Raw genomic sequence first — 18,968 nt, forward strand, 5'->3', positions numbered from 1 at the left:
TGCTTTAAAACGAAGGTATGAAGATTAGCCTGATCTCAAAACTTCCCCTGTTTTTGGCAGCGGGGGTACTCTCGATCGCCTGCCAATCCAAGAAAGAAACTGCACCCGAAGCCCCTATGACATCCGCACCTGCAAAAGCCACCGATATCCATTCCAACGCCGAGCCGAAAGAAGCCCACGTCACGCACCTGCACTGGAAGGCCACCGTCGACTTTGACAAACAGGTCATCCGCGCCACGGCCACCTGGGAGATCGAAGCCGCAGCCGACGCCGACCTGATTACCTTCGACACCAAGGGCCTGACGATTGAAAAAGTACAAACCGACACCGACACCACAGCCGAATACCGCCTGGGCGAGCCCGACGCCATCCTGGGTCAGGCACTGGCCGTACTCATACAACCCACGACCAAGACCGTCACGATCCAGTATCATACAAACCCCGGCGCGGAAGCCCTGCAATGGCTCAGCGCGCAGCAAACCGCCGGCAAGAAGCAGCCCTTCCTCTTCACGCAGTCCCAGGCCATCCTGGCGCGCAGCTGGGTGCCCTGCCAGGACTCCCCGGGCATCCGGTTTACCTACGACGCCGAAGTAACGGTACCGCCGGCGCTCCTGGCCCTGATGAGCGCCTCCAACCCGGAGACACGCAACAAGACGGGTATATACACGTTTGAAATGAAGCAGCCCATCCCCTCCTACCTGTTAGCCCTGGCGGTAGGCGACCTGTCCTTTAAATCCATCAGCCCGCGCAGCGGCATCTATGCGGAGTCTTCTATCGTAGGCAAGGCTGCCTGGGAATTTGCCGACCTGGAAAAAATGATCGCCGGCGCGGAAGACCTGTACGGTCCCTATCAATGGGAACGCTACGATGTGCTGGTACTGCCCCCGAGCTTTCCGTTCGGCGGCATGGAGAACCCGCGCCTGACCTTTGCCACGCCCACGATCCTGTCGGGTGACCGCTCGCTCACCTCGCTCATCGCCCACGAGCTGGCGCATAGCTGGTCCGGTAACCTGGTGACCAATGCCACCTGGAACGACTTCTGGCTCAACGAAGGATTTACGGTATACTTCGAGACCCGCATCATGGAAAAGCTCTACGGCCGCGACTATGCCGAGATGCTGGCGTCCCTCAGCCTGCAGGAATTAAAAGAGGAGATCAAGTCGCTGTCGGACGATGGCCACCCCGCCGACACCAAGCTGAAGCTGAACCTGGCCAGCCGCAACCCCGACGACGGCGTAACGGCTATTGCCTACAACAAAGGATATTTCTTTTTAAGAACCATCGAAGAGCAGAACGGCCGCGACAAGTTTGACCAGTTTGTAAAAGATTACTTTACGCAGAACGCATTTAAAGTGATGACCACGGAAGCGTTCATTCCGTTCATCCGCGACTACTACCAGAAGCACTACAACATCACGCTGAACGATAGCCTGTTCGAAGAATGGATCTTTACCGAAGGCTTGCCGATCTCGTGCGCCCAACCCAAGTCTACACGCTTTGACGCGGTTGACGCGGCGATGACGCAGTGGAAAGCCGGACAAAAGATCGAGCCCCTCGTGAAGTCGTGGACCACCCACGAGTGGTTACACTTCATCAACCACCTGCCCGACTCGCTCACCCCGGCACAACTAAAAGATGTTGACGCGCTCGGTCACTTTACAGCGTCCGGCAATGCGGAGATTCTTTCCGCCTGGGGGGTGATCGCCATCCGCGACCAGTATACCCCGGCGTATCCGAAGATCGAAGATTTCCTGATCCACACCGGACGGCGCAAGTTCCTGATGCCGTTATACTCGGAGTTTATCAAAACCGAAGCAGGTAAGAAGCAAGCGCTGGCCATCTATGCGAAGGCGCGCCCGAACTACCACTTCGTGGCGGTCAACAGCCTGGATAAGCTGCTAACACCGGCGGTGGCGAGCAACTAGAACGCCCGATAAGCACATTATGCTATTGGAAAGAAATGCAGCTAATCAATACAATTGAGATAAGTCCTTATGCTTTCTCTCGGGAAGCATATGACTTTCCGAATGGTAGTTCCCTTGAACTCCCGGAGGAATGGAACCAGTTTTGGAAAAAATGTATATCCGATAAGAACTTAGGACATTTAGAGTCTATTCGAAAAGGTTCTTATTTAGTTGACATCCGAACACTCCGTGATGATGACCTGGTAGAAATTTTAAAGAATGAACTGAAAGAAGTAGAGCTATTAGATTTCGAAGAACAAGTCGGCAAAATAAATGGAGGAATAGTGCTGATGGACAATAACGAGATCTACATAGAGCCGACGTGTTGTGGAGATATTGGAAACATGAAGGAATGGGAAAAAATCTCACAACATGCATCCAATCAATGGAATGAATTATGGATCGGACACCCCTGGATCTTTTATAGAAAAGATAACCAATTCATTGAATTTTCTAATTATACGGAATCAAACCCGAAGGACTTTAACGAGAATGAAATACTCGTTCGCGTTTCTCAATCGGAGCTACAAACCGAGTTTAAAAAAATAGTAGAACAACAAAACGATTTTGAGTTTAGGATCCGAAAAACACTCGACAGGATGGGAATAGCCCATGCCGAACAAATCTCAAAACTAATGACTGGTCATGCGTAAAATAGGAGTTCTAGCGGGTGAACGGCTAGAACTCCCGGAGCAGCGCGTGCGCTTTGCGCAGCTGGCTGATTAACCGTGCGGACTCTTCGAAGTCGAGTGTTTGCTGACCGTCCGAGGCAGCCTTTTCCGGCTCCTGATGCGTTTCATAGATCACACCGTCGGCGCCGGCCATGACCGTGGCCAGGGCTACGGGCGCGACGAACTCGCGTATACCGATGCCGTGTGACGGATCGGCCACCACCGGCAAATGTGTTTTCTCCTTGAGGATCGGAATGGCATTGATGTCCATGGTATTACGGCTGGCCTTCTCGTAGGTACGAATGCCACGCTCGCACAGGATCAGCTTCTCATTGCCGGCGGCAAATACATACTCCGCCGAATACAACAGCTCTTCGATGGTGCCCGAGATGCCGCGCTTGATCATGACCGCCTTGTCTACCTTGCCCAGCTCATCGAGCAGGTTGAAGTTTTGCGTGTTACGCGCGCCTACCTGGAATACATCGACGTAGTCGTGCATCTCGGCAATCTGGCTGACCTGCATCACCTCGCTGATGATTTTGATTCCCGCCTGACGAGCCTGCTTGTACCACATCTTGAGTCCGTCGATACCCAGTCCCCGAAACGCATACGGCGAGCTGCGCGGCTTAAACACGCCACCCCGCATGATCCGGAGGCCATTACTGACCAGGTGCTCAATCGTAGCCTGCACCTGCGCTTCATTTTCAATAGAGCACGGACCCGCCATAAGCGAAAGCGAGCCATCGCCGATGACAACACCATCGCCCAGGTCGACCTGGGTCTTGCCCACCTTCCACTTGCGCGACACCAGCTTATAGTCATCGGACACGCGGTGGATGTCGGCGATGCCTTTCAGATGGCCCAGCCGGCGAATGTCGAACTCGGCCTTGCCGATGCCAATGATGTAGTGACCCCGTTGGGTCGTTACTTCGTTGTGTTTATAGCCCAGGTCTTTTACCTGTTGTAAAATAATATCCTTTTCGGGCGAGGTGACGGAGGAAGTCAGTTGGATGATCATACGCGTGAGGGTTGTTTGATGCCTTCGATGAACTGGCGAATATCTGCCGGCAGGTTGGTCGATGACCGGAGCAAGTTGATAAAAGCGCTGCCGATGATCGCGCCCGCACCGTGCGCCGCTGCCCGGTCAAAGGTATCGCGGTTGGAGATGCCAAAGCCGATGAGGAACGGGTTGCTCAGCTTCATTTTATTGAGCTTGTCGAAGTACGCCAGCTGCTCGCCGGTAAAGTCGCCTTTTGCACCGGTGGTGCTGGACGCCGATACGGCATAGATAAAGCCTTGTGTGGCCGCGTCGATCCGGCGAATGCGTTCCTCGGAGGTCGTTGGCGAGATGAGGAATGTGTTGCAGAGATTATGCTGCTCGAACAGCGCCTGATACTGCTCTTCGTATTCATACAGCGGCATGTCGGGCAGAATGAGACCGTCGACACCGGCCTTGGCGGCATCCACGATAAACCGCTCGACGCCATATTGTATGACGGGGTTCAGGTAGCCCATCAGGATGATAGGGATGTTTACCGTTTGGCGAATGGTCGCCACCTGCGCTAACAGCAGCTTTACGTTCATGCCATTGTCCAGCGCTACTTTATTGCTTTGCTGAATGGTCGGGCCGTCGGCTACCGGATCGGAAAACGGTATGCCGATCTCGATGATGTCGGCACCGGAGGCAGCCAGCGCCTCGGCAATCGGCACGGTGTCGTGCAGGTTCGGAAAGCCCGCGGTATAAAATACCGAGAGTATATCTTTTTTAGTCGTGGCGAACAGGGAGGTGATTCGGTTTTTCATGATGATTGTGTTGGATTGAGGTAAATTGAAGTGAACATCGCGTGTACCGGCAGATATCAATATTTACCCCATCGTATATAAGTCTCCAGATCCTTGTCACCACGTCCGGACAGGTTCACCACCACGACATCATCCGGGGCAAACTCAAACTGCTTGAGCGCCGCCAGCGCATGCGCCGACTCGATGGCTGGAATGATACCCTCCAGGCGGCCCAGCATGATACCGGCCGTCATCGCCTCGTCGTCGGTGGCGCTGACAAACTTCACCCGCCCCACGTCGAACAAGTGCGCGTGCATGGGACCGATGCCCGGATAATCCAGACCCGCAGAAATAGAATAGGGCTCGATCACCTGTCCGTCTTCCGTCTGCATCAGCAACGTTTTGCTGCCGTGCAGCACACCGGGCTTGCCCAACGCCGTCGTCGCGGCCGACTCACCCGAGTTGATACCGTGCCCGGCGGCTTCCACCGCGACCAGGTTTACATGCTCGTCATTCAGGTAATGATAGAACGCCCCCGCGGCATTCGAGCCACCGCCGACGCAAGCAAAGACATAATCCGGAAAGGGATTACCAATGGCCTCTTGCAATTGGCTTCGCATCTCTTCGCTGATGACGGACTGGAACCGCGCGACCATGTCGGGATACGGGTGCGGGCCGACTACCGAGCCAATGATATAATGGGTATCGGTCGGGTTATTGATCCAGTGGCGCATGGCCTCGTTCGTAGCATCTTTCAACGTCATGCTGCCGCTGACGGCGGGCACCACGGTGGCACCCAGAATGCGCATGCGCTCCACGTTCGGGCGCTGCCGCTCCATGTCCACCTGACCCATGTATACAATACACTCCATGCCCATCAGCGCGCATACCGTGGCCGTGGCCACGCCGTGCTGTCCGGCACCCGTCTCGGCAATGATCTTTTGCTTGCCGAGGCGCTTGGCCACCAGGATCTGACCGATGGTATTGTTTACCTTGTGCGCGCCCGTGTGGCACAGGTCTTCGCGCTTCAGGAACACCTGCGCGTTACAGGCTTCCGACAACCGCTTCGCAAAATAGAGCGGCGTGGGCCGGCCCACATAGTGGCGCAGCAAGTCGTCGAACTCGCGGCGGAAGTCCTCCTGCTGCAGAATGTCCAGGTACCGGCTGCGAAGCTCCTCCACATTGGGATAGAGCATCTCCGGAATATAGGCCCCGCCAAACTGGCCATAATAGCCACGATCGTCTACCGAATAGTTCATAGTCTGCTGTTGTTTTTCAGTTCTTGTAGTAATCCTATATCTTTTTTGCCGGGCGCTGTCTCCACCCCGCTGTTTACATCCAGTGCATACAGGTTCACATCCTCCAGCGCAAGCGCCCCGGCGACATTCGCCGGTGTGAGGCCGCCGCTGAGAAAGAACGGTACCTGTTGATCGTAGCGGCGCAGCACCGACCAGTCAAAGGTCTGGGCGTTGCCACCGTAGTATTTCCCCCTGGTGTCAAAGAGAAAATAGTCGGCCACCTCCCGGTAAGGCTGGGTGCCGGCGAAATCAAAATCGTCGTCGACGGAAAATACTTTGATCACTTCCAGGCCCGCGGCCTTTACCTGCCGGCATACCTCCACGGACTCATGGCCATGCAGTTGCAGCGCATCCAGTCCCACACGGGCAGCCGTAGCCAGCATCGTCTCCGCCGACGCATTGACAAACACGCCCACTTTTTTGATCTCCGCTGGAAAACCCGCCGGCAACACAAACGACTGCCCGACAAAGCGCGGCGACTTCTCGTAAAAGATAAATCCCATGTAGGCCGGGCGTAGTGCCGCCACGGCGAGGATATTATCGGCATCACGCATGCCACATACTTTGAGCTGTAAGCTCATGTTACACCCGGGCGGTTAATTGTTCAATAAATTCCAACGCCGCTTTCTCCGGACGGCTGTGTTTCATAAAGTTCTCCCCCATCAGGAAACCTTCATACCCCACTTCACGCAGGATGCGAATCGTCTCCGGCGAAGAGATCCCACTCTCCGACACCTTCACGACCGACGCCGGAATAAGCGGTGCCAGACGCTTCGAGATTTCAATGCTTACCTCAAACGTCTTGAGGTTACGGTTGTTGACGCCGATCATGTCCGCGCCCACGTCGAGGTTTTGTTGCAGCTCCGCTTCGTCGTGCACTTCCAGCAATACCTCCATGCCTAACGAGTGGGCTAAGGCTGCCAGTGTTTTCGATTCGGCCGGTGTCAATACGGCGGCGATGAGCAGAATGGCATCGGCGCCGATCGACTTGGCTTCCAGCACCTGGTATTCGTCGATCGTGAAATCTTTGCGAATGATGGGACAAAAGTTAAACCGACGGGCCAGCGTGAGGTCTTCGTTACTGCCGCCGAAGAACGGTTTGTCCGTCAGCACCGACAGCGCCGAGGCGCCGGCCTGCATATAACCGATCGTGGTGCGCTCCACCGGCGCGTGCGCGTTGATGATGCCCTTCGACGGCGACTTGCGCTTGAACTCCGCAATGATACCCGACAGGTCGGGGCGCTGGATATACTTGCGCATCGACACGGGGGTAGAGTTGAAGTACAAGCTCTTCTCGAGCAGTCGCACGGGATATAGCTCCTGGCGTTCTGCTACCTCCAGCCGCTTTTGGGCAATGATCTTATCCAGAATATTAGGCGTAGTGCTCATACAGGGCAGCGGTTACGGGTTTACTAATTTTTTAAAAGCGGCCAGGGCCTTGCCGGACTTCAGCGCTTCGGATGCGCGCGCGAGCGCCGCCGGCAGACCGGCGGCCTGATTCGCGGCGTAGAGGGCCATGCCGGCATTGGCCGTAACGACGGCATTTTGCGCCGCCGTGCCGTTACCTTCCAGTACACGCATAAACACCTGGGCCGCTTCTTCTACGGTGTCACCGCCTTTCAGGTCAGCATACGTCAATCGCGGCAACCCGAGATCGGCCGGTGCGGCCATGCGCTCGCCGCGGTTCGAGAAGTATTTGAAATCACCGGTGAGCGAGATCTCATCATACCCATCCAGCGCGTGCAGAATAACAAACTGCTTGTTGGTGTTCTGATACAGATAACCATACTGCCGGGCCAGCTCCAGGCTGAACACACCCACCAGCTGGCGTTCCGGGAACGCCGGGTTTACCATCGGGCCCAGCATGTTAAAGAACGTCTTCACGCCAAGCTCCTTGCGGATAGGCGCCACGTTTTTCATGGCGGGGTGGAACAGCGGCGCGTGCATAAAGCAGATGTTGGCGCGGTCCAGGCTTTGCTTGAGCGTATCGATATCGTTGGTAAACTTATAACCGAAGTACTCCAGCAAGTTCGAGGAGCCACTGACCGACGACACGCCGTAGTTGCCGTGTTTCGCGACAGGTTGCCCCGCGGCGGCGACCACAAACGAAGAGAGCGTGGAGATGTTAAACGTATTTTTGCTATCCCCCCCGGTGCCGCAGACATCGATCACGGGCTGATCAAACTTGACCGGCAGGCAAAGCTCCAGCATGGCATCGCGAAAGCCTTGCAGCTCGTCCACGGTGATGCTGCGCATCATATACACGGTCATAAAGGCGGCGATCTGGCTGAGGTTCACTTTACCAGAGGTCAGGTCGACCAGCACCTGGTGGGCGGTTTCCCGGGAGAGCGAACGGTGCTCGATCAAATCAGTAAGAACTTGTTTCATCGCGGTGCGGGATTAATGTTTCAACCAGTTTTCAATCATCTTCGGTCCTTCCGGCGTCATGATCGACTCCGGGTGAAATTGTACACCGCGTACATCGTACCGGGTGTGGCGCAAGCCCATCACCAGGCCTTCGTTGTTCACCGCGGTGATCTTCAGCTCCGGGGTGAAGCTCTGCGGCATCACCGCCCACGAGTGATAGTGGGTGGCCTGGAACACCGGCGACACGCCGCGAAACATATACTCGTCGGTATCTTTTATCTCCACCTGCGACGTCACCCCGTGCAGCACGCGCGGAATGTTATACAGCATCGCCCCATACACTTCGCCGATGCCCTGGTGGCCGAGGCACACGCCGAGTATACTTTTGGAGGGGCCGTATTCGCGAATGACGGCTTTCATAATGCCGGCTTCGTCCGGTATACCCGGACCGGGCGACAACAAGATCTTATCGTATTGTTTGACCGCCTCCACCGAAATCTTGTCGTTGCGCACGATGTCGACCGCGTACTTCAGCTCGCGAATAATGTGTACGAGGTTGTACGTGAACGAGTCGTAGTTATCAATTACCAGTAATTTCATCTCTGTAATTTCTTATAATTTCTTAGCGTGTTACATCATATCTTCTCTGCCAGCAGCACTGCTTTGCGCAGGGCCGTCAGTTTGTTGTTTACCTCTTGTAATTCGCTTTCCGCCAGCGACTTCGACACCACACCGGCGCCGGCCTGGTAGATCAGGTTGTTGTCCTGGCTCAGGAACGTGCGGATCATGATGGCGTGGTTAAACGAACCGTCGAAACCCATAAAGCCGATCGCACCACCGTAATAGCCGCGGTTGCCGTGCTCGTATTGATTGATCAACGACATGGCCATGTGCTTCGGCGCACCCGACAGCGTGCCCGCCGGAAATGTATCGGCGGCGATGCGAATGATCGATGCCTCCGGCGCCAGCGTGCCGGTGACCTTCGACACCAGGTGAATGACGTGCGAGTAATATTGAATTTCCTTGAAGACCTCCACCGTTACCTGCGACGCATTGCGGCTCATGTCGTTGCGGGCGAGGTCCACGAGCATGACGTGCTCGGCATTTTCTTTTTCATCGGCCGCCAGGCGTGCGGCAATGGCCGCATCCTCCTGATCGTTGCCCGAGCGGCGGAAGGTGCCGGCAATGGGGTATATATGGGCCTTGCCCGACTTCACTTGCAGCTGTGCCTCCGGCGAAGAGCCCATCAGCTTGAAGTTGCCATAGTCAAAGTAGAACAGGTACGGCGAAGGATTGATAGACCGCAACGCGCGGTAAACATTAAACTCATCGCCCTTAAATCCGCACTGGAACCGGCGCGACAGCACAATCTGAAATACATCGCCGCGGTAGCAGTGCTCTTTACCTTTCTCGATTACTTTCAGAAACTCCTCGTCGGTAAAATTTGATTCCTCGCCATTGACGAGCGAGAACTTATACGTAGAAAAGCGATTGCTGAAGATGATCTGCTCGATGCGGTCGAGCGAGGACGCTGCTTGCTGGTAGCCATGCTCGAAGAGGCTCAGCTCGTTGGAGAAGTGGTCGACCACAATGATATAGCGGTAGAACTTATACAGGATATCCGGAATGGTGCGTTCCTCCTCGCGGCCCACGTGAATGTCTTCGTAGAACCGCACCGCATCGTACGCCATATACCCAAAGAGGCCGGCGTTGGGATACTTGGTGCTGACGGACTGGTCCACGTCGAACGCGTGCCGGAATTCCTCCAGCTGCGGAATGACATTGTCCCGCGTGGCCGCGTGGTCCTGGACGGAGCCGTCGGGGTATTGCACCTGGATGCGGCCCTGGTGTACCTGGAAAGAGGCGATGGAGTCGCAGCAGATGAACGACAGACTGTTCTCATGCCCGTGGTAGTCGGAGCTTTCGAGCAGAATGCTGCCGGCGAACACATCGCGCAGCTTGAGGTAAATGTTTACGGGCGTCAGGGTGTCGGCCAGTAGTTTCTTTGCGTACGTAGTGAGTTTGTATTTCATAATCGGCAGAAAAAAAGAAAGGCCTGCTGTGTGAACAGCAGGCCTTCGGCGTTATGGTATCTACATAGTTTGGCTGCTCACATATCGTGTTTAGATATATGCCACCACCAAGCTATGTTGTTGAAATTCTTCATGTATGACTATTCCGCTTTTTTCTTTGCGGCAGTTCTTTTTGGTTTTGCAGCAACCTCGGACTCAGACGCTACCGCCGTGGTTGTCTTTTTTGAAGCAGCTCTTTTGATGCGTGCTTTGATGGCTTCCTTATTTCTGGAAACACCAAAAGAACCTTTTGTGCGTTTACCTTTTGCAGTTTTTTTATCTCCTCTTCCCATTAGTTTGGACTTGTTTGGTCGGCAATGATAATAAAGTCCGACACGATTCCAAAATGGAAGAAGAATTTTTGACGTTATTCTTCGTTGTCGTCCTCGATTTTAAGGATCGAATCAATCAACCGGTTGACCGACTCCTGAAAATCATCCGGACCAGACTCCGGTACCTTGTTCGTAGCCTGGCCTCTTTCCGGTGCTTTCTGAATCATCTTTTCGATCTGTGCTTCCGGCACGGACATGATCGTAGTAGCCGGATAAAAGTTGCGAAGCTTTACCAGGATTTCAAACCCTTTAATCTCAGCTTCTGAAAAGATGACCAGGTCGGGCTGGTCGTCGGTGAGCGAAAACTTGTCATCGTGAAAGCCGCGCACCACATACCCCTCCATTTCCAGGTTTTCTTGAATATCCTGGTTCTGAAGTTTCTTGCCGACTAACCAAACTGTTTTAGTTACCGTTTCCATGTTTTTTTCGTTGTCTTGTCACCATATACGGCAAACGATATGCCTGGAGATTTGAAAACTCCCGATTTTTTTGTAAAAGCCCGTTAACGCCAAAAAAACGATTGTTGAACCGTGAGATCTTTAAGCATTCTTTAAGCTTATGTGGCCGCCAACGGCTTGGAACAGACGAGTGAAGTACCAAAAGGAGCCGCTGAGCCCAATTAGAGATTAACTGTCATTCAGGTACAAGCCTATTTGGCCCTGGTGTGCAGCGCCTAAAACAAGAACCCCAGCCGCAAATACACCATATTCCCGTCCTTACTGAACGCCATCTCCGTAGACAGCACCGCCAGGTTGAACGGCGTAAACCAAATCCCGCCCCCGGCACCTTTGTGCCAGGCCGACGACGTTCCATCCGCCGTGCTCGGATCCTTGCCCGAAGCGTCCTTGTACCAAACCCGCCCGACGTCATAAAACCCGTTGATGCCCAACGACGCCGGGAACAAATACGACCGGAAGCTCAACAGCTTCATCCGCACTTCGTTGTTGCTGTAAAAGTCGCGATCACCATAGAACCGGGTCTTGCGATACCCTCGCAGCTCCGTGCGGCCATCCAGGATCTGCGCCTGGTATATTTCATACCTGCCGGTATTGACTCCCCCGCCTACGCGCAACGCGAACGTAACACGCGCCGGAATACGGAAGGACTGATAAAACGACAGGGTAGCATTGTGCGACGTGAAGTTGTGCGCGTTCGCCTCGATACCTTTCATAAACACCGACGACTCGGTCAGCAATATCCCGCGCGTGGTGACCACGGGGTGATCGCGTTTGTCAATACCCCACTGCACACGGCCACCGACAAATTGTTTATCCACTTCAAACAACGGCTCGTCCAGCGTATTGGCATATTCGCTGATAAACCGCGGTGTATGCTTCGGTGCTTCGATCTCCGTGCGTTGATACATGGGGCCAATGCGGAAATAGCCGATCGATCCCAACGGCCGCGTCAGCATGGCCTGAAGCTCTACTTGCTGCAAGCGGAGACGATAAAAATCGATGGGGTTGTTCAGGTCCTGATCCGCCACAATGGGCTTGTCGTCAATCTCGTCATCGTAGATTGTCTCGTTCCCCCAGCCAAAGAAATTATTCACAAAGTTCGGCGCCTTCACATCAAAGTCGAGCATGATACCCCACTTGCCAAAGACTTGCTGAAACCGTCCGTCGTACCGGAAGTTATACGACCCCGTCACCGGCGCATAGCTCGCCAGGAACAAATGCTGGCTGGCATACGGCTGCTTGCGGAAACCGTGCGTGGTAAACAGAAAACCACCGCCGATAAACAAACCATCGTCATAATTATAGTTGCCCGTGACAAGCGGCGCCAGCAGCGGATAGCGGAAGGCCTTGCGATCGTACAGGTTTACCGCAGGGTTAACCGACCGGGCATCGTCCAGGTCTTTACGCCCGCCAAAGGTCATACCCGACTCCAGGTCATACGCCTTGTGTGCTTTCAGCAACCCGCCTACCGAGGCCGTGCTGGTAACAGAATCGCGGCCGTCGCCACCAATGATGCGTACCAGGATGCCGCCTTTGCCTTTACCCCGCAGGTCAAAGACATCCTCGCCACCTTGCCCATAGAGTCTTACCTCTTTCGTCTCGCTCCGCAGAAAGAGACGATCGTAGATCTTATCGGTGCGTTCGTGGTCCTTATTGATCTTATACACCTTCACCTGCACGTCGCCGTTCGCCTGGTGCTCGACATCAAAATATTCGGGCTTGTCAGAACCGGCAACATCCACTTCCTTCGCCAGGAATTTATAGTGCGCCAGTGCGTACTCCGGCAGCCGGTCCCGACGGGCTTTCATCTTACGCGCGATCTCGGCTCCATGAAGTTTATAAATGGACGGCGGAAATTGTTTTACGGCAGAATCAATCACGACATCGGTCAGTTGTTGCTGCAGTTTTTTCGCTTCTGCCACCCACTCCGTTGAAGTCGTCGCATTCAAAAAGCTGCGATCGAAATAACGTCCGTTGAACATAAAGCCCGGTACCCAGTTTACGTCTTCCCGGAAGCCTTCAAACTTCGGCAGCGCCCAGCGGCGGCTCCATACTTTGGCCAATGCACCGTCGCTATAAAAGAATGCCTGGTCGCGGTCGCGCGGAATGGGACGGTATATCTCGGCTTTCTTTTCTTTGAACTGCGCCCAGCGCCACTGGTCGTCGTGACGGTCCCAGTCGCCAATGACGAGGTCGAACAGGCGCGAGTGCATGACAAACTCCTGGTCTACCACATTGTCGTTGTCTTTGGCCAGGCGGCCCAGCAGCTTGTCATAGCTGATGATCTTGTCGGCATTGCCGAAGTATGGTTTGTCTTTGGCCTCGCCTTCGGGACGCTCTTCAAACAAGGCGAGCGTGTTGGCAAACTCCTTCCGGTATATACCCAGGCGCGGATCGTCGGGTATATACACCAGTTCCGGATGGGTGTGGTATACGCCCGCAGCCTTGGCCAGCGGGGCAATGATCAGCGCGCCGTAGGGGTGCGAAGCGGAGATCTGGTCTTGTACGAGGTCCTGCGCAAAGGTATTTTGTAACATTTCCGGTACGGCCTTCGCGGGGAACTTCTCGATCGAGCGCAAGGTATACTGGTCTCCCTGTGAATTTTCCAGGCGTAGCGACAAGGTCTGCATGCCGCCGCCCTTCTGCACGATCTTCAGCCCACCGGCTTTGGTGCCAATGTCAAACACCGGCACGTCCAGGTCCTGCTTCCATTCCGCGCGATAGTTCTTGCCGAGCATTTTTTGTTTAAATCCACCGGCGGCATACTGGTCGCTGGCATGCACCCGTACCGTTTTAGAGAAGTCGGGCAGGTTGCCAGCGTCGGCGCTTAACGCGACGGGCGGCGCAGGCACATCGACATGGTATACCGAAGCCTGCTGGCCGGTTTGGTAATAGTCTACCGTGGCGGCGCCATTGTCGAGTACATCGACCTTGACAAAGCCCAGGTGGCGGGATACAAACTTTGCATAGCCCTTCTTTTTGACATTCGTAGCCTTGGAGCCGGCACCGCTGACAATATAGTGCACGCTGTCTTTCTGGCTATACTGTAAATTATGGTCGTGGCCACTGACGTACAGCGTGTTGGGATATTTTTCCATCAGCTCCGACAACAAGCGGATGTAGCGTTTGTAGACGGGGTGCGCCGTGTCCTGGATATTGCCAAACACCTTGCGGTACAACGGGTATATCGACCCGACCACCGGCATGGGAATATAGAGGCTGTGGTTCAGGTCATAGAGTGGAAACAGGTGATCCTTCCAGGTAAAGACACCGCCGTGCTCGCCGTAGGTGTACAACGGGTGGTGTGCTGCCACAATGACGCGTTTGTTCTGGTTGCGTAGAAATATGTCCTCCAGGCTGATGAGCACGTCCTCCGGGCGTTTGGCCGCGCAGGGGCTGTCGTCGCCGGCAGGCTTATCCCAGGGGTGGAGAAACCACTGCGAGTCTATGATGACGAGCGTTACCTGGTCACTAACGGCGATTTCCACGGGGCCGGGGCAGCCGTCCTGGGGGGCAAAATGCACCGCCGGGTTGTGCAGGGAGTCGATCCAGGCCTGCTGGTGCATGAGCTGCTCCCAGCCGGCGCTGCGGCCGCGCTTCCAGTCGTGGTTGCCGGGGATGAAATACAGCGTCGCATCAAGTCCGTCCAGCAGGGCGATCTGGTCGCGCAGGATTTTTTCGGCTCTTGGCCGGGCGCCGTCGTTTACATCGGGCATCCCTTTGGGATATACATTGTCGCCCAGGAAAACGGCGGTGGCGGGTATGGCCGGGTCATGGTGCGTTTGTAAAAGCTCCCGCATGCCGTTAGTGGGAAGGGTTGGCTCGCCGGCGTCGCCGATAAAGTAAAAACTTACCTTTTTCTGCTGGGCAAACGTGTCCGGAAGCAGGGAAAACGAGAGAATGGAAAAAAGAAGGAGACGTTTTATCATAAACTATACAAATCGTGCGTTGATATGTACGTGGTATACCTGCCGGGTTTTGATTATGGCACTTATCGTACTGATAATCTGATATTTTTCAGGCATCAAACTAAACACAAATTTTCTTAGTTTTAAGTTTAATCTACCGAATTAGTTGTAGGTTTAATGCATTGAACAGCGCATGGTTGAGACAGAATTGGTACGCAAAGCCCGGGAATATGCGGAGTCTGTGCTGGGTGAAAAACTTCCGGCCCATTTCGTGTTCCACGACCTGCGGCACACCCGCGAGGTAGCCGCCGCCGCGTATGAGATCGGGCAGGCTTCCAACCTGACAGACGATCAACAAGAAACCGTACTGGTAGCAGCCTGGATGCACGACATCGGCTACCTCTATGGCTGCGAGCATCACGAGCGCGATTCGGCCAGCACGGCCGTCAAGTTCCTGCGCGACTGGGGTGCCTCTGACGAAAAAACCATCGCCGTACAACGTACCATCCTGGCCACGCGCATGCCCCAAAATCCGCAAGACCTGATGGGCCAGGTACTCTGCGACGCCGACCTGCAACACCTGGCCAAAGGAGACATTGCCGAACGCGGCCAGTGCCTGCGCCAGGAGATTGCCATCGTAAAGGACATACACTTTAATTCGGACAAGCAGTGGCTGGAGTATAATCTTAGCTTTCTAAAAAATCACGAGTACTTTACCGAATACGGCAAAACCGTATTACAGCCGTTGAAGAAAAAGAATATAAAACGCTTGAAGAAACAATTGCACCCCGAAACCGAAGAGGACCACAAAAGCGGTAAGGATAAGGATAAAGATAAAGATCGCGACCTGGAACGCGAAGTAGCCAAGCTGCGCAAGAAGCTGGAGAAGCGCGAGCGGCCCGACCGTGGTATAGAAACCATGTTTCGCACCACGTCCGAAAACCACGTAACGCTGAGCGGCATGGCCGACACCAAGGCCAACATCATGATCTCGATCAACACCATCATCCTGTCGATCGTGGTGAGCGTGCTGCTGCGCAAGCTGGAGGACTTCCCCCACCTGCTCGTGCCCACCCTCATGCTGGTCTTTACCTGTCTCATCACCATTGTACTCGCCATCATCTCCACCCGCCCCAACATTGCCAAAGGCGAGTTTACCCGCGAGGACATACACAACAAAAAAACCAACCTGCTGTTCTTTGGTAACTTTCACAGCATGTCGCTGACCGACTATGATTGGGGCATGCGCGAAATGATGAAAGACTATGACTACCTCTACGGCAGCATGATCAAAGACATTTATTTCCTGGGCAAGGTATTGGCACGTAAGTATAAATTCCTGCGCCTGTCATATACGGTGTTTATGTTTGGATTTGTCGCCTCGAACATCACGTTCCTCATTGCGACGATGCTATACTATCAGCCGTATTCGCTCCGCGATCTGCTGACCCCGTAGGGGCAAACACAAAGGCGACACAGTCTTTCGGATGGTTGCCCTGGTTGGGAAACCGCATCCATTGCCGCAGGATCCCCTCTTCTGTCAGGCCGGCGTTGCGCAGTACCTGTAACGATGCGCCGTTTTCGGTATCGACATACGTGCCGATGCGAAATACCCCCGGTTGTGCCCGGAGCCGCGGCATCATCTCCCGGCATACTTCCGTAGCATAGCCCTGGTTCCAATACTGCGGACTGAAGATATAGCCAAACTGCAGCCTGCCGTCTTCGTTCACAACACCGAAGCTGCCTATCAATTTATTACTCGCGCGCAGGCGAATGGAGAAAGAATAGTCAATGCCTTCGTACCAGCCCGACACGGCATACCGTAAAAATGCGCGGGTATCTTCGACAGACTGGTGTGTGGGCCAGGACATATATTTGGTCACATCGGGTTTGCTGGCGTAGGTATAGAAAATTTCCTCGGCATCTTCGTACCTTAGCCTACACAAAATAAGCCGGCTGGTAACGATACGTTCGGGCAAGTCCAGTCGAATCATAGCTCAAAGAAAAACAGAATGGCCAAAGGCAGCAATATCGTACACGAGTATTTCCGGAAAGAAATCGAGGGGCTCACGATCCTCGTGCGGGTAAACCCGATCCACTATACGGGCACGGAAATCACCCTCCAGGACGGCGTCGCCGAGATGCGCGAAATGGAATTTGACGAAGAGATTCTGGAGGACCTGAAGGTGGATGGTTTTACAGCGTCCAGCGCGCTGGAGTTTAACCTATACCTGAACGGACTGGTGTGATCCACTAACGGCCCCCCTGGCCAGTATAGGCCGTACGGATGCGGTCGGCCACTTCGGCGAGCTGCTCCTGGGTAGGCTTCAGCTTTTCGCGGGAGAAATTGACATCGCCCATGGTGTTCATGGGAATGAGGTGTATATGGGTATGCGGCACTTCCAGTCCCACGACGGCGGTGCCGATGCGCAGGCAGGGTACCGCGCGCTCAATTGCGCTGGCGACCTTTTTAGAGAACAGGTGCAGGCCCGTGAATGTCTTGTCGTCGAGCTCGAAGATATAGTCCACTTCTTTTTTCGGCACTACCAGTGTATGGCCGATGACCAACGGACTGATGTCGAGAAACGCAATATAGGCGTCGTCCTCGGCCACAATGTGGCCGGGTATCTCACGGTTAATAATGCGGGTAAAGATGGATGCCATGCGCGACAACCGTTAGGCAGTAATATCGATTACTTCAAACTCGATTTCGCCGGCCGGCGTTTTGATCTGCGCGGCTTCGCCTTTCTTCTTGCCCAGCAAGCCCTTGCCGATGGGCGACATCGTAGAGATCTTACCGGCCTTCAGGTCGGCTTCTTCTTCCGACACCAGGGTATAGGTTACCATCGCACCGTTCTTGCGGTTCTTAATGGTCACTTTTGAAAGGATAGATACCTTCGACGTATCGATATTGTTTTCATCGAGCAGACGGGCGTTACCAACAAGATCTTCCATCTGGGCGATCTTCGCTTCCAGGTGACCTTGCGCGTCTTTTGCCGCGTCATATTCGGCGTTCTCACTCAAGTCCCCCTTGTCACGGGCTTCTGCAATCTGACGGGCTATATCGGCCCGGCCTTTAGACTTCAATTCGCTCAGCTCACTCCGCAACCTGTCGAGGCCCTCTTTCGTGTAGTAAGAAATTTTCTTGCTCATGGCATGAAATAATTCGTTGTCACTATTCAAAAAAAGAAACAACGACCTCGTCTCCGAGACCGTTGCTTATGCAAAGTTAATACTTTCTGATTGCTATCCAACTATCCGTTCGGATCAGGCTCCGACCAATTGCGGAAGGTTTATCTTGATTTGCTCTAAAATATCGTCGTCGAACTTGGCCAGGTACAGGGTTTTGGCCTTGGCTAGTTGATCGAGGGTAAGGCCTTTGGCGCCACGCAGGTCGGCCTTGTAAAGACTGGCATTCTCAAAGTCGGCGCCCATGACATAGCAGCCCTTCAGGTCGGCCTCCATTAAGAAGGCATTATTAAAATTGGCCTTGATTAAAAACGCGTTTTCAAAATGCGCCTTGATCAGAAAGGCATCTTTAAAATTTGCGCCGCTGGCATACGCCCCCTTGAGAATGGCCTGGTTCAGATTAGAGTTCTCGAAGTTCGTTTGATTCAACCGGGCATTCTCCAGGTTGGACTCGATCAACGATGACTGCGATATATTGGCCGAGTTCATGTTGGACGAGGAGAGGTTTACATAGTTCAGGTTGGTGCGTGGCAGGTAACAATTCACCAGGTTGATCTCGTGGATCTTGTGGCGGTTCAATCGTTTTATATTACCCACGGTACGGAACGCGGCTTCTTCCGACTCCCACAAACGAAAGTCGTCGATCTCATCTTTGTAGGTGCGAATGCGCTGGCGGATCTCGCCGTTCTGGTTGAGCCAGAAGATCAGGATACCGATGACGGCAATATCGAAGATCATGCCGTGCGCTTCTGCGAGTACCTGTTGAATGAAGGTATCGAAGTCACGGATATAGTATTGCATACTGAGCGCCAGCACGAGGATCGTTACCGCGACGAGTACAAGCGAAGACGTAAGCAAGGGCTTTTCAATAATGGAATTGAAAAACTCGCTTAACTTCTTCGTTCTTTTCTCCAGAAAACGCATCGA

General features: G+C 54.0%; 19 protein-coding genes. 4 read left to right on the forward strand and 15 right to left on the reverse strand.

The window, feature by feature from the left end:
• Window positions 1-17: 17 nt before the first annotated feature.
• Window positions 18-1,925 carry a M1 family metallopeptidase gene (locus K7P01_RS03010; protein WP_267289683.1) on the forward strand — a complete coding sequence of 636 codons (1,908 nt, stop codon included), beginning with the start codon at window positions 18-20 and terminating at the stop codon, window positions 1,923-1,925.
• A gap of 35 nt (window positions 1,926-1,960) precedes the next feature.
• Window positions 1,961-2,617, forward strand: coding sequence for a hypothetical protein (locus K7P01_RS03015; RefSeq protein WP_267289685.1), 657 nt, complete (start codon window positions 1,961-1,963; stop codon window positions 2,615-2,617).
• A 25-nt stretch (window positions 2,618-2,642) separates the two neighbouring features.
• On the opposite strand, the gene K7P01_RS03020 is transcribed toward K7P01_RS03015, so the two are convergent.
• The 11 genes from K7P01_RS03020 to K7P01_RS03070 all read right to left on the reverse strand — a co-directional run bounded on the left by K7P01_RS03020 (window position 2,643) and on the right by K7P01_RS03070 (window position 14,873).
• Complete coding sequence (locus tag K7P01_RS03020) at window positions 2,643-3,653, reverse strand: bifunctional 3-deoxy-7-phosphoheptulonate synthase/chorismate mutase (RefSeq protein WP_267289687.1); 1,011 nt, start codon at window positions 3,651-3,653, stop codon at window positions 2,643-2,645.
• Window positions 3,650-4,438 carry a tryptophan synthase subunit alpha gene (trpA, locus tag K7P01_RS03025; protein ID WP_267289689.1) on the reverse strand — a complete coding sequence of 263 codons (789 nt, stop codon included), beginning with the start codon at window positions 4,436-4,438 and terminating at the stop codon, window positions 3,650-3,652. Before trpA ends, K7P01_RS03020 begins: the two co-directional genes overlap by 4 nt.
• 56 nt (window positions 4,439-4,494) lie before the next feature.
• The gene (gene trpB / locus K7P01_RS03030; protein ID WP_267289691.1) at window positions 4,495-5,676 is read right to left on the reverse strand and encodes a tryptophan synthase subunit beta; all 1,182 of its coding nucleotides are present in this window, start codon (window positions 5,674-5,676) and stop codon (window positions 4,495-4,497) included.
• Complete coding sequence (locus K7P01_RS03035) at window positions 5,673-6,296, reverse strand: phosphoribosylanthranilate isomerase (RefSeq protein WP_267289693.1); 624 nt, start codon at window positions 6,294-6,296, stop codon at window positions 5,673-5,675. The genes trpB and K7P01_RS03035 overlap by 4 nt, the downstream gene beginning before the upstream one ends.
• 1 nt (window position 6,297) lies before the next feature.
• Window positions 6,298-7,104, reverse strand: coding sequence for an indole-3-glycerol phosphate synthase TrpC (trpC, locus tag K7P01_RS03040; protein ID WP_267289695.1), 807 nt, complete (start codon window positions 7,102-7,104; stop codon window positions 6,298-6,300).
• 12 nt (window positions 7,105-7,116) lie between these two features.
• Window positions 7,117-8,103, reverse strand: a complete 987-nt coding sequence (gene trpD / locus K7P01_RS03045) for an anthranilate phosphoribosyltransferase (protein WP_267289697.1) — start codon at window positions 8,101-8,103, stop codon at window positions 7,117-7,119.
• Between the two features lie 12 nt (window positions 8,104-8,115).
• Window positions 8,116-8,682: an anthranilate synthase component II gene (locus K7P01_RS03050; RefSeq protein ID WP_267289699.1), complete on the reverse strand. Its 567-nt coding sequence runs from the start codon at window positions 8,680-8,682 to the stop codon at window positions 8,116-8,118.
• Window positions 8,683-8,717: 35 nt separating this feature from the next.
• Complete coding sequence (locus K7P01_RS03055; protein WP_267289701.1) at window positions 8,718-10,115, reverse strand: anthranilate synthase component I family protein; 1,398 nt, start codon at window positions 10,113-10,115, stop codon at window positions 8,718-8,720.
• Between the two features lie 140 nt (window positions 10,116-10,255).
• Window positions 10,256-10,447 (reverse strand): 30S ribosomal protein THX, encoded by a 192-nt coding sequence (locus K7P01_RS03060; RefSeq protein ID WP_254086873.1) that lies wholly within the window; start codon window positions 10,445-10,447, stop codon window positions 10,256-10,258.
• Window positions 10,448-10,521: 74 nt separating this feature from the next.
• Window positions 10,522-10,905, reverse strand: coding sequence for a hypothetical protein (locus K7P01_RS03065; protein ID WP_267289707.1), 384 nt, complete (start codon window positions 10,903-10,905; stop codon window positions 10,522-10,524).
• 254 nt (window positions 10,906-11,159) lie between these two features.
• Complete coding sequence (locus K7P01_RS03070; RefSeq protein ID WP_267289709.1) at window positions 11,160-14,873, reverse strand: BamA/TamA family outer membrane protein; 3,714 nt, start codon at window positions 14,871-14,873, stop codon at window positions 11,160-11,162.
• A gap of 172 nt (window positions 14,874-15,045) precedes the next feature.
• Between K7P01_RS03070 and K7P01_RS03075 the strand changes: the two genes are divergently transcribed.
• Window positions 15,046-16,308 (forward strand): Pycsar system effector family protein, encoded by a 1,263-nt coding sequence (locus K7P01_RS03075; RefSeq protein WP_267289711.1) that lies wholly within the window; start codon window positions 15,046-15,048, stop codon window positions 16,306-16,308.
• Here K7P01_RS03075 and K7P01_RS03080 read toward each other — a convergent pair.
• Entirely contained in the window at window positions 16,250-16,846 is a 597-nt protein-coding gene (locus K7P01_RS03080) for a GNAT family N-acetyltransferase (RefSeq protein ID WP_267289713.1), read from the reverse strand. The genes K7P01_RS03075 and K7P01_RS03080 overlap by 59 nt on opposite strands.
• 18 nt (window positions 16,847-16,864) lie before the next feature.
• Between K7P01_RS03080 and K7P01_RS03085 the strand changes: the two genes are divergently transcribed.
• Window positions 16,865-17,101 (forward strand): hypothetical protein, encoded by a 237-nt coding sequence (locus K7P01_RS03085; protein ID WP_267289715.1) that lies wholly within the window; start codon window positions 16,865-16,867, stop codon window positions 17,099-17,101.
• 4 nt (window positions 17,102-17,105) lie between these two features.
• Here the strand turns inward: K7P01_RS03085 and K7P01_RS03090 are convergent, their stop codons facing one another.
• From K7P01_RS03090 to K7P01_RS03100, 3 genes are all read right to left on the reverse strand, one after another.
• Window positions 17,106-17,516, reverse strand: coding sequence for an HIT family protein (locus K7P01_RS03090; protein WP_267289717.1), 411 nt, complete (start codon window positions 17,514-17,516; stop codon window positions 17,106-17,108).
• Window positions 17,517-17,528: 12 nt separating this feature from the next.
• Window positions 17,529-18,005: a transcription elongation factor GreA gene (gene greA / locus K7P01_RS03095; protein ID WP_254086866.1), complete on the reverse strand. Its 477-nt coding sequence runs from the start codon at window positions 18,003-18,005 to the stop codon at window positions 17,529-17,531.
• A gap of 114 nt (window positions 18,006-18,119) precedes the next feature.
• Entirely contained in the window at window positions 18,120-18,965 is an 846-nt protein-coding gene (locus K7P01_RS03100) for a pentapeptide repeat-containing protein (protein ID WP_267289720.1), read from the reverse strand.
• Between the last annotated feature and the right edge of the window lie 3 nt (window positions 18,966-18,968).

The sequence above is a fragment of the Parachryseolinea silvisoli genome (assembly GCF_021190955.1).
Taxonomy (GTDB): Bacteria; Bacteroidota; Bacteroidia; order Cytophagales; family Cyclobacteriaceae; genus Ohtaekwangia; species Ohtaekwangia silvisoli.

Bases quoted from the DNA above. Each gene is read 5' to 3' on its own strand.
- K7P01_RS03020 (WP_267289687.1), bottom strand. From the start codon at position 3,653: ATGATCATCCAACTGACTTCCTCCGTCACCTCGCCCGAAAAGGATATT.
- K7P01_RS03055 (WP_267289701.1), bottom strand. From the start codon at position 10,115: ATGAAATACAAACTCACTACGTACGCAAAGAAACTACTGGCCGACACC.
- K7P01_RS03085 (WP_267289715.1), top strand. From the start codon at position 16,865: ATGGCCAAAGGCAGCAATATCGTACACGAGTATTTCCGGAAAGAAATC.
- trpC (WP_267289695.1), bottom strand. From the start codon at position 7,104: ATGAGCACTACGCCTAATATTCTGGATAAGATCATTGCCCAAAAGCGG.
- trpD (WP_267289697.1), bottom strand. From the start codon at position 8,103: ATGAAACAAGTTCTTACTGATTTGATCGAGCACCGTTCGCTCTCCCGG.
- greA (WP_254086866.1), bottom strand. From the start codon at position 18,005: ATGAGCAAGAAAATTTCTTACTACACGAAAGAGGGCCTCGACAGGTTG.
- K7P01_RS03060 (WP_254086873.1), bottom strand. From the start codon at position 10,447: ATGGGAAGAGGAGATAAAAAAACTGCAAAAGGTAAACGCACAAAAGGT.
- K7P01_RS03010 (WP_267289683.1), top strand. From the start codon at position 18: ATGAAGATTAGCCTGATCTCAAAACTTCCCCTGTTTTTGGCAGCGGGG.
- K7P01_RS03080 (WP_267289713.1), bottom strand. From the start codon at position 16,846: ATGATTCGACTGGACTTGCCCGAACGTATCGTTACCAGCCGGCTTATT.
- K7P01_RS03090 (WP_267289717.1), bottom strand. From the start codon at position 17,516: ATGGCATCCATCTTTACCCGCATTATTAACCGTGAGATACCCGGCCAC.
- trpA (WP_267289689.1), bottom strand. From the start codon at position 4,438: ATGAAAAACCGAATCACCTCCCTGTTCGCCACGACTAAAAAAGATATA.
- K7P01_RS03070 (WP_267289709.1), bottom strand. From the start codon at position 14,873: ATGATAAAACGTCTCCTTCTTTTTTCCATTCTCTCGTTTTCCCTGCTT.
- K7P01_RS03050 (WP_267289699.1), bottom strand. From the start codon at position 8,682: ATGAAATTACTGGTAATTGATAACTACGACTCGTTCACGTACAACCTC.
- K7P01_RS03075 (WP_267289711.1), top strand. From the start codon at position 15,046: ATGGTTGAGACAGAATTGGTACGCAAAGCCCGGGAATATGCGGAGTCT.
- K7P01_RS03035 (WP_267289693.1), bottom strand. From the start codon at position 6,296: ATGAGCTTACAGCTCAAAGTATGTGGCATGCGTGATGCCGATAATATC.
- trpB (WP_267289691.1), bottom strand. From the start codon at position 5,676: ATGAACTATTCGGTAGACGATCGTGGCTATTATGGCCAGTTTGGCGGG.
- K7P01_RS03015 (WP_267289685.1), top strand. From the start codon at position 1,961: ATGCAGCTAATCAATACAATTGAGATAAGTCCTTATGCTTTCTCTCGG.
- K7P01_RS03100 (WP_267289720.1), bottom strand. From the start codon at position 18,965: ATGCGTTTTCTGGAGAAAAGAACGAAGAAGTTAAGCGAGTTTTTCAAT.
- K7P01_RS03065 (WP_267289707.1), bottom strand. From the start codon at position 10,905: ATGGAAACGGTAACTAAAACAGTTTGGTTAGTCGGCAAGAAACTTCAG.